This is a genomic window from Streptomyces sp. NPDC001135, assembly GCF_053598395.1.
The window spans coordinates 279,234-289,009 of the sequence record NZ_JBSFKD010000006.1 but is presented as its reverse complement, the minus strand read 5'-3'; the positions used below and the strand labels follow the sequence as shown (position 1 = coordinate 289,009).

8 protein-coding genes and 1 pseudogene are annotated in these 9,776 nt (G+C 72.9%); 6 read left to right on the top strand and 3 right to left on the bottom strand.

Annotation, left to right across the window (positions count from 1 at the left end):
• Positions 1-192: 192 nt before the first annotated feature.
• Positions 193-347, bottom strand: a pseudogene (locus ACWC94_RS11205) (IS5/IS1182 family transposase); the annotation flags it as partial.
• 171 nt (positions 348-518) lie between these two features.
• On the opposite strand from ACWC94_RS11205, the gene ACWC94_RS11200 reads away from it, so the two are divergent.
• Positions 519-2,474, top strand: coding sequence for a serine/threonine-protein kinase (locus tag ACWC94_RS11200; protein ID WP_450796238.1), 1,956 nt, complete (start codon positions 519-521; stop codon positions 2,472-2,474).
• Positions 2,475-2,586: 112 nt separating this feature from the next.
• Here ACWC94_RS11200 and ku read toward each other — a convergent pair whose 3' ends face one another.
• Entirely contained in the window at positions 2,587-3,630 is a 1,044-nt protein-coding gene (gene ku, locus ACWC94_RS11195) for a non-homologous end joining protein Ku (RefSeq protein ID WP_450796237.1), read from the bottom strand.
• 77 nt (positions 3,631-3,707) lie between these two features.
• Here ku and ligD point away from each other — a divergent pair, with 77 nt between their 5' ends.
• Positions 3,708-4,595, top strand: a complete 888-nt coding sequence (ligD, locus tag ACWC94_RS11190) for a non-homologous end-joining DNA ligase (RefSeq protein ID WP_450796236.1) — start codon at positions 3,708-3,710, stop codon at positions 4,593-4,595.
• Between the two features lie 188 nt (positions 4,596-4,783).
• On the opposite strand, the gene ACWC94_RS11185 is transcribed toward ligD, so the two are convergent.
• The gene (locus ACWC94_RS11185; RefSeq protein ID WP_450796235.1) at positions 4,784-5,587 is read right to left on the bottom strand and encodes a nuclease-related domain-containing protein; all 804 of its coding nucleotides are present in this window, start codon (positions 5,585-5,587) and stop codon (positions 4,784-4,786) included.
• A gap of 101 nt (positions 5,588-5,688) precedes the next feature.
• On the opposite strand from ACWC94_RS11185, the gene ACWC94_RS11180 reads away from it, so the two are divergent.
• The 4 genes from ACWC94_RS11180 (at position 5,689) to ACWC94_RS11165 (ending at position 9,760) form a co-directional block, all read left to right on the top strand.
• Positions 5,689-6,198 carry a protein-tyrosine phosphatase family protein gene (locus ACWC94_RS11180; RefSeq protein WP_450796234.1) on the top strand — a complete coding sequence of 170 codons (510 nt, stop codon included), beginning with the start codon at positions 5,689-5,691 and terminating at the stop codon, positions 6,196-6,198.
• Between the two features lie 110 nt (positions 6,199-6,308).
• The gene (locus ACWC94_RS11175) at positions 6,309-7,079 is read left to right on the top strand and encodes a hypothetical protein (protein WP_450796233.1); all 771 of its coding nucleotides are present in this window, start codon (positions 6,309-6,311) and stop codon (positions 7,077-7,079) included.
• Positions 7,076-8,326, top strand: coding sequence for an ATP-binding protein (locus ACWC94_RS11170; protein ID WP_450796232.1), 1,251 nt, complete (start codon positions 7,076-7,078; stop codon positions 8,324-8,326). The genes ACWC94_RS11175 and ACWC94_RS11170 overlap by 4 nt, the downstream gene beginning before the upstream one ends.
• A gap of 72 nt (positions 8,327-8,398) precedes the next feature.
• A complete protein-coding gene (locus tag ACWC94_RS11165; RefSeq protein ID WP_450796231.1) occupies positions 8,399-9,760 on the top strand; it encodes an FtsW/RodA/SpoVE family cell cycle protein in 1,362 nt (453 codons plus the stop codon).
• The last annotated feature ends 16 nt before the right edge of the window (positions 9,761-9,776 follow it).

Below are 9,776 nucleotides of genomic sequence, written 5' to 3'. Positions count from 1 at the left end.
TGAAGGCGCCCTCGTTTGGGCTGCAGCGGCTGGCATACCAGTCACAGCGCAGCAGTCCGGGATCGAAGAGCTACTGTGCGCGCGGGACACCTTTGCGGAGGACCTCTTCAGCGTGCTGCTGGACCAGTTGGGCTTTCCCCAGGCCGCCCAGCCCTCACCAGAGCAATAAGAAACGGCGTCTTAGACGTCGTTTCACTTGGCGAGTCGGCGATGGTTGATCAGGCTGGTGGCCATGGCAGTGAAAAGGAGAGGGAGTGCTCGGGCTTGCGCGCACAGCGTCGGTGCAGTCGGCGGCAGCCGGAGAACCAGGACATGGTGCGTTCGACGACCCATCGGTGTCCGCCCAGTCGTGCGGGGGCGCCGGTGGTCTCGCTTCCTGCCACACCGTCCAGTAGCTGGACGACGAAACAGAACTCCTTCGTGCTCTTGAGGTGCTTGTGTCGCTGTTGCCGGACGGGGTGTCAGGGGCCCGTGGTGCAATGGGGCGCCATGGCGGAGATCTCGGGGTGGGGTGCGGCGTGTTGAGCAACGGTGGGCCCGGTGCGGTGCGGTTCGAGCCGCTGGAGGCGGGTGATCCGCGGACGGTGGGCGGCTACCGGCTGGTGGCCCGGCTCGGGGCCGGCGGCATGGGGCGGGTCTATCTCTCGCACACCCCGGGCGGGCGGGCCGTCGCGGTCAAGGTGATCCGGCCGGAGCTGGCCGAGAACGCCGAGTTCCGCAGGCGGTTCCGGGTCGAGGTGGCCGCGGCGAGCCGGGTCCACGGGCTCTACACGGCTCCTGTCGTGGACAGCGACACCGAGGGGGCCGTGCCGTGGTGCGCGACCGCCTACGTGCCGGGGCCCTCCCTCGCCGACGCGGTGCGCGATCACGGGCCGCTGCCCGTCGACACCGTGCTGCGGCTGATCGCCGGTGTCGCGGAGGCACTGCAGGCGGTGCACCGCGCGGGCATCGTGCACCGGGACCTCAAGCCGTCCAACGTACTGCTCGCCGCCGACGGTCCGCGCGTCATCGACTTCGGTGTGGCGCGCGCGGCGGACGCCACGTCACTGACGCAGAGCGGTACGGCCCTGGGCACGGTCGCCTATATGGCGCCGGAGCAGGTGCTCGGCGCGGAAGCCGCCCCTGCCGCCGACGTGTTCGCGCTGGGACAGACCGCCGTGTTCGCGGCGACGGGCGGCGCGGCGTTCGGGGACGGGGACCCGCACGCGGTGCTGTACCGGGTGGTGCACACGGAGCCCGACCTCAGTCGCGTGCCGGCCGGGATCCAGGAGCTGGTGGCGCGGTGTCTGCGCAAGCCCGCCGCCGAGCGGCCCACCGTGGAGGAGGTCATCCGCTCCGTGCAGGCGGTCCAGGCGTATCGCGGTGACGAGGCGCGGTTCGCGTCCGGGGCGTGGCTGCCGGGCGAGCTGGCCGCGGGGATCGAGGCTCGCGCCGCCGGCGCCGATCAGGCCCGGTCGGGCGTGGGGACGGGGGTGGGGGCCGGGGCGGTGGATCCGGCTCCGGGTGTGTCTCAGAGTGCTGCGCCTTCGGGGGGCTCCGGGGCGTCGAGTGCGCCCGGGGCCTCTGGTGGATTCACGTCCGCCGGTCACGGCGGGTTCGGGCCGGTGACGGCCTACTCCCCCACCTCGCCGTCCCATGCCGCGCTGCCCGGGCCCTTCGTCATGGGAGCGGGGGCCGCACCGGGTGCGTACGCCGCGGCCGGCGGGGCGCAGCCGTACGACCCGGCCGGCGCGCGGACCGCCGCGGTGGGCGCGGGCGGCAAGGGGCGCAAGGGGCGGCTGTGGCTGTTGTCCGCGGCCGCCGTCGTGCTCGTCGCCTGCGGGGCGGCGGTCACCCTGCTGTTCGTTCCGGGGAGCGGCGGCAAGGGCGGTGAGCGGGCCCAGGACGTGGCCGCGTCGCGGTCGGCCACGTCCGCCGGGCCGTCGCCGTCGCCGTCGGCGTCCGGCTCCCCGTCCGTCCGGACCTCGAAGACGGCGAAAGCGGGCAAGGCCGCCGCGTCGGCCGGCCCTTCGGGGGCTGCGGCACCCACGCCGACCGCGTCCCCGGCTCCGCCCACCGCCACGGCGAGCAGGCCCGCGCCTGCGAAGACCCGCGTCCCGGTGACGTACGCCGGGATCCGGATGACCAAGAGCCATGACCTGTACCTGGCGGACACCCCCGTGCGGTCCAAGGCGGACACCGGCACCTCCGACGAGGATCTGACGTACGCCGTCTACTCCTCGGGCGCGGTCCTCGCCCCCGGCACCACCTCCGGAAGCTCTCTGGCGCTGCTGCCCGTGGGCCGGCAGGGAGGCCTGGACGTGTGCAAGGCGGCGACCGGCTACAGGAGCTACATCTGGGTCAAGGACCTGACCGCCGGCCAGCAGATGTGCGTGATCAGCGGGACGGGGCACGTGGGGCTGGTGACGTACCGGGGCTCGTCCGGGACGGCGTACGCCACTTTGGACGTGAAGGTGTGGCGCAACGCGGCGTAGGCGTCGGCCGGCGCGGGGCTGTATCGACATGCGGCTCCGCCGGGGGTGTGATCGGCCCGGCTCCGTCGCGGCGGGTGGCCGGCCGATCTCCCTCGGCGCTCAGACGTCCCCCTCAAGCCGTTCGCCGACGGGACGCCGTCTTCTTCTCTGCCGTCTTTTTCTGTGCCGTCTTCTGTGCCGTCTTCTTCTGTGCCGTGGTCTTCGCCGTGGTCTTCGACGCCGCCGTCTTCTTCGTCCCCTCGGCCGCCTTCGACGTCGACTTCCTCGCCGGTGCCGCCTTCTTCCTGGCCGTGGACGTCGACTTCTTGGCGCCCGCCTCCTTCGGTGTCGACCGGCGCGGCAGGGATCTGACCTCGGCCTCTGCCGTGGAGGGCGGTGCGCCGCGGGACTCGCGGGCCGCCCGCACGCTGTTCTCCAGGGCCGCCATCAGGTCCAGCACCTTGCCCCCGGCGGCCGGCGCGGGCGCCTCAGGCGGGGCCTCGCCGGAGGCCTTCGCGGCGATGACCTCCTCCAGTGCCTGCCGGTACTCGTCGTGCAGGTCCTCCAGGTCTACCTCGCCGAGGGTGTCCATCAGGGCGTCGGCCAGGTCGAGCTCCTTGTCGCGGATGGTGACGGAGGTGTCCGGGGCGACACCCTCGGGCGCGCGGACCTCGTCCGGCCACAGCAGGCCGTGCATGGCGATGGCGTCGCCGACCACGCGCAGCATGCCGAGGCGTTCGCGGCCGCGCAGCGCGTACTTGGCGATCGCGACCTTGTTGCTGCGTTTGAGGGCCTCGCGCAGGAGGACGTACGGCTTGGCGGCCGGGGCCCCACCGGCCGCGAGGTAGTACGCGGCGTCCATCTGGAGCGGGTCGATCCGCTCGGCCGGGACGAAGGCGACGATCTCGATCGTGCGGGCCGTGGGGATGGGGAGGTGGGACAGGTCCTCGTCACTGATCGGGATGATCGTGCCGTCGGCGTCCTCGTACCCCTTGCCGATCTCCGACTGGGTGACCTCCCGGTCCTCCAGTTCGCAGAACTTGCGGTAGCGGATGCGGCCGTTGTCCTCGGTGTGGACCTGGCGGAAGGAGATCGAATGGCTCTCCGTGGCGTTCACCAGCTTGATGGGGATGCTGACGAGCCCGAAGGAGATGGCGCCGTTCCAGATGGATCGCACGTGCCGCACCCTTCCTCTGCCTACCGCCCGGACACCGGTTGCACCGGTTTCACCCGTTTTTCTGGGATTGTCATCTTATGACGCCTATCACAGAGGTGGAGGGGCGGCGCGTCGCCCTCAGCAACCTGCAGAAGGTGCTGTATCCGGAGAGCGGCTTCACCAAGGCGGAGCTGGTGCACTACTACGCGACCAGCGCCGAGGTGCTGCTGCCGCATCTGCGCGACCGGGCGGTGTCCTTCCTGCGTTATCCGGACGGCCCGGAAGGCCAGCTGTTCTTCACCAAGAACGTGCCGCCGGGCACGCCCGAGTGGGTCACGACCGCCGAGGTGCCGCGGTCGTCGGCGGACAGCCCGGCCCGGATGGTGGTGGTGCAGGACCTGCCGAGCCTGGTCTGGGCGGCGAACCTGGTCACCGAGTTCCACACCCATCAGTGGCTGGTGCAGACCCCGGACGAGGCCGACCGGCTGGTCTTCGACCTCGACCCGGGGGCGCCCGCGACCGTCGTCCACTGCTGCGAGGTGGCCCTGTGGCTGCGTGAGCGGCTCGCGGCGGACGGCATCGAGGCGCATCCGAAGACGGCCGGTTCGAAGGGGCTCCACCTGCTGGCGTCGGTGCGCGGGGGTTCGTCCGAAAGGGCGAGTGAGTATGCGAAGGCACTCGCCGTGGAGGCCGAGCGGGCGATGCCGCGGCTGGTGGTGCACCGGATGACGAAGAGCCTCAGACCGGGGAAGGTGTTCGTCGACTGGAGCCAGAACGCGGCCCGCAAGACCACGGCCACGCCCTACACGCTGCGCGCCCGCCGGGCCCCGCTGGTCTCGGCACCGGTGACCTGGGAGGAGGTCGCCGACTGCCGCAGCCCCGCGCAGCTGGAGTTCCAGGCGAACGACATCGCCCCGCGCCTGCAGGACCTGGGCGACCTGCTGGCGCCGCTGCTGGATCCGGCGGCGGCGGCACCCCTGCCCTGACCGGAGAACCTGGCGGAAGCACCTGAGCAACCCCGCAGGAAGCCTCTGATCAGGAGGTCCCTGAGCAGGAGCCCCCGACCCGCAGACCACGTCCGGGAAGCCCACGCCCCCCGGACCACGTCCGGGAAGCCCACGCCCCGGAAGCACGACCCGCACCTCACCCCGCCGTCATCGCCGCGGCGCACGGCTCACACCCTCCCCCACGTGTTCCGGTCCCTCGCCATCGCGTGCAGGGCCTCCACGTCCGCCGGCTTCAGCACCCCGCCGAGCCGGGCCAGCCCCGGCAGCTCGGTGTCCTGGAGGATGCGTACCGCCCGGGGCTGGGCGGTCACGGTCAGCTCGGCCGGGCCCGCCAGGGCGAGCACCGGGCGCACCTCGGCGGTCAGGGCGTGGGAGGCCCGGTCCGCGGCGGCGCGCAGCCGGCGCAGCAGCGGCTCGGGCTCGCGGCGGCCGACGGTGACCATGGGGTCGGCGACCTGGACCCGGGTCTTGCGGGCGTACAGGGCGTGTACGGCGAACAGGCCGCCGGGGCCGAGCAGCAGGTGGTGGATGCGGTCGCCGCCGGGGAGGGGGACGGAGTGCAGGGTGTGCCAGCCGGCGCCCTCCAGGGCGTCCAGGGCCGTACCGACGGCCTCCTCGGCGGCCAGGCCGCGGCGGCGCGGGTCGGGGCGCAGCCGACGGGTGGGGCCGGGGTCGCGTTCGAGGGCGACGAGGAGGGTCTCGCCGGGGCGGTTGGGGGCGAGGTCGTCGTCGGGGTGCAGGGTCAGCCGGGCCAGTTCCGCGGGGGTGGGGACGGGGGGCGGCCCCACGGTCACCTGGCCGGTCAGGAAGGGTTTCAGGGCATGGAGTACGTCGTCCCTGCTGTCCTCGCCGAGCAGGTTCACCCGGCCGGTCTCACGGTCGTACCAGGCGACATTGCTTCCGTCCGGGCGGCAGACGTACAGCCGTTCCCGACCGTGCCGATAGGCCGGCACCACGCGCAGTGCGCTCATGCGCCATCACCCCTCGGACCATGGGAACAGGCAGGGTGCTCCCGCGGCAAGACCGGTTACCGTGGAGGGCGGCCCCGCGAGGGGGAGTTGGGGAGGCGCCGGTGCGGATCCGCGGAAAGCAGCCCGACGTACCGGCTCCGGAGAGCCCGTGGAACGAGGTCGTGCCCGGCCTGTGGATGGGCGGACACGAGTTCCGGGGCCGTTCGGGCCGGCCGGAGCTCGCCGTCGTACGGGATGAGTTCGACGTGGTGCAGACACTGCTGCGGCTGCCGGGGTACGGCCCCGCTCCGGGGGTCGAACACCATGTGTGGCCGATTCCGGACGGCCCGCTGGACGGGACGCAGCTCGCCGGCGTGATCCGGCTGGCCCGGGCGGCGAACGAGTCCCTGGATGCCGGCCGCCGGGTCCTCGTGCGCTGTTACCACGGGTACAACCGCTCGGGCCTGGTCGTCGCACACGCGCTTCTCCAGCGGGGGCACACCTCGCCCGACGAGGTGATCCAGCTGATCCGGGCCCGGCGCTCGGCCTGGGCCCTGCACAACGAGCTGTTCGTGGAGTACCTGCGCGCGGGCCTGTCGACCGTGCGCCTGCTGGAGGAGTTGGCCGAGTAGCCTCTTCTTCCAGCACCACTCCGACGGGTGCAAAAAGGACTTACATACGAAATCCCGTCTACACATAAGGTGGACGGGGCCCCGACCGACCCTGACGCCCCAGGAGTACCGTGCCAGCCCGCAGCCCCGCGCGCACCGCCCTCGCCGCGGCCGTCGTCGCCCTGCTGTCGGCGACGGCGGCGGCCTGCGGGGACACCGGCGGGCTGCGCGGCGCGGGCGCGACCGCCACCGCCGTCAGCCCGGCGAAGCTCTGGCCCGACCTGCGCCCGGCCTCCAGCCCGGCCTACCCCTACGACGTGGCGACCAGGGACGTCGTCAAAGGGATCACGGTCCCCGGCGACGACATCCGCGCGGTGGACCCGGTGGCTGTGGTCGAGGCCGAGATCAAGGCCCATCCGGACGACTACGGATCGAAGGGGGCCTATCACGCGACCGTGGACCGGCTGAAGGACTGCCGGCCCGGCGGCGACGGGGCCCGCTGCCCGCTGCTGAAGCCGTACTACCGGGACCTCACCGGGGACGGCCGGGACGACATGACGCTCGGCTTCCGGCTCTACCCGACCAACCAGACGGGCGTGCGGGTGTACACCGTCGAGAAGCACAGGCTGGTGCAGGTGCTGGCCGACAACGACGCGATCCTCGGCGTGGAGCTGGCCGGCCGGTCCCTGATCGAGCGCTCTCCGGCCGACATCTCCGGCTACGAGTACCGCACGACCTGGGTGTGGGACCCCGGACAGCGCGCGATGGTGTTCTCCCGCGACGAGTACCTGCACACCAGTGGGGGCCGGCACGCCAAGAAGCCCTCGCCCACGCCGTCCGCCTCCCCCTCCGCTCCGTCCTCCGCTTCCCCCTCCGCTTCCTCCTCGGCGAGCGCGCGGTGAGGCTCGTGCTCCCCCGGTGGGCCGGGCCGCTCGCCGTGAAGGCGGCCGCGTTCATCACGGTGATGTGCTGTGCGCTGGCCGCGCTGCTCGGTGTCCTGGTGCACGTCTCGGTGACCAACCAGACCGTCGGCCAGGCCCGCGGCCTTGCCCTGTCCAAGCTCGCGGACGCCACCCAGGCGTACGAGGCCGGGGACACGCTGCTGCCGAACGCCGGGGTGGACCCCCGGGGGCTGCCGACGGCGCTGCGGACGCTGGCGGCGGCCGGCGAGCGCGGCACCATGGTCTCCTCGGACGACGGGCGGCCGACCATGTGGGCGGCGGGCCCGGTCGCCGGGCACCGGGCACTCGCCGTGGCGGTCGACTACTCGCAGCAGGCCCGCACCATCGCCGGACTCGACACCTCGATCCTGTGGTCGTCAGGGCTCGCGATCGGGGCGACGGTGCTGGTCGGCGTGTTCGCGGTGACCCGGGTGACCCGGCGGCTGCACGGCACCGCACGCGTGGCCCGGCGGATCAGCGCGGGCGACCTCGACGCACGCGTCGACGACCCCCGCACGAAGGACCGGTCCCGCCCGCAGGACGAGGTGGCCGCGGTGGCCGCCGCCCTGGACACGATGGCCTCGTCGCTGCAGAGCAAGCTGCTGAGCGAGCAGCGCTTCACCGCGGACGTGGCGCACGAGCTGCGCACCCCGCTGACCGGGCTGCACGCGGCGGCGGAGCTGCTGCCGCCGGGCCGGCCGACGGAGCTGGTGCGGGACCGGGTGGCGGCGCTGCGCACCCTCACCGAGGACCTGCTGGAGATCTCCCGGCTGGACACCGGCCGGGAGCGGCTCGAGGTGGACACGGAGGAGCTGGGGGCGCTGGCCCGGCGGGTGGTACGGGCCTCGGGCACCGACACGGAGGTGCGCGTCCTGGCCGACGCGCGGGTGGAGACCGATCGGCGGCGGCTGGAACGGGTGCTGGGGAATCTGGTGGCCAACGCGCACAAGCACGGAGCGCCGCCGGTGGTTCTGACGGTGAACGGGGCCGTGGTGACCGTTCGTGATCATGGAGCCGGGTATCCGGAGTACCTGGTGGCTCATGGGCCGCAGCGGTTCCGTACGGAGGGCGGTGCTACCGGGCACGGGCTGGGGCTGACCATCGCCGTGGGGCAGGCGGAGGTTCTGGGGGCGCGGTTGTTCTTCGCGAACGCGGTGGACGGCGGGGCCGTCGCCACGCTGGTGCTGCCCGTGGTCGAGGGGCGGTAGAGCTCGGGGGCACGCCACGCGGGCACCGGCGGGCATGGCACACAAGACGCCCTGTTTGGGTAGGTTCCGGGCATGACCAAGGCCGGAACCACCGTGGCGGCGGCGCAGACTCCCGCACCCGCCGTACGCCTCCCCCGGCGCCGTGGCATCGAACTCGCCCTGATCCTGCTGGCGGTACTGCTGGCGGTGTACGGCTACTGCGCGGTGGGTCTGGCGCGGACCGGCACCGTCCCGCCCGGAGCCGCCGGCTACGGCGCCGGGCTCGGGGTGCTCGCCCTGTGCGCGCATCTCGCGGTGCGCATCCGGGCGCCGTACGCCGACCCGCTGTTCCTGCCGATCGGTGTGCTGCTCAACGGCCTCGGGCTGGTCCTGATCTACCGGCTGGACCTGGAGACCCCGCACGACCAGGCGGCCTTGGCCCAGCTCGTGTGGTCCACGCTCGGCATCGGGCTGTTCATCGTCGTCGTGCTGGTGCTGCGCGACCACCGGGCGCTGCAGCGGTACTCGTATGTGTGCGTGGCCGCCGCGCTCGGGCTGCTCGCGCTGCCGATCCTGTTCCCGGCGGTCAACGGCGCCCGTATCTGGATCCGGCTCGCCGGGTTCTCCATCCAGCCGGGCGAGTTCGCGAAGGTTCTGCTCGCGGTGTTCTTCGCCGCCTATCTGGCCGCCAACCGCAGCGCGCTGGCGTACACCGGCCGCCGGCTGTGGCGGTTGCAGTTCCCGACCGGGCGGGTGCTCGGGCCGATCGTGACGATCTGGCTGCTGAGCGTCGGGGTGCTGGTGCTGGAACGGGACCTGGGCACCTCGCTGCTGTTCTTCGGGCTGTTCGTGGTGCTGCTGTACGTCGCCACGGGGCGGACGGGCTGGATCGCGGTGGGGCTGCTGCTGGCCGTGCTGGGGGCCGTCGCCGTGGGACGCCTGGAGCCGCATGTGAACCAGCGGATCGAGGACTGGATGCATCCCTTCGCCACCATCGAGGCCGGGCAGGGACCGAACCAGCTCGCCCAGTCGCTGTTCGCCTTCGCCGCCGGCGGGGTCCTCGGCACCGGGCTGGGGCTCGGGCACTCGATCCTGATCGGCTTCGCCACCAAGTCGGACTTCATCCTGGCCACGGCCGGCGAGGAGCTGGGGCTCGCGGGGCTCGCCGCGATCATCCTGCTGTACGCCCTGCTGGTGGAGCGCGGCTACCGGGCGGGGCGGGCCCTGCGGGAGCCCTTCGGCCGGCTCCTCGCGGTCGGGTTCGCCTCCATCCTGGCCCTGCAGGTGTTCGTGATCGCGGGCGGGGTCACCGGGCTGATCCCGCTGACCGGTATGGCGATGCCGTTCCTCGCCCAGGGCGGCTCCTCGGTGGTCACCAACTGGACGATCGTGGCACTGCTGATCCGGGTGAGCGACTCGGCGCGCAGCCAGTACGACGGCCGGGAGGCCCGGTGAGCGAGTACGGCGGCTT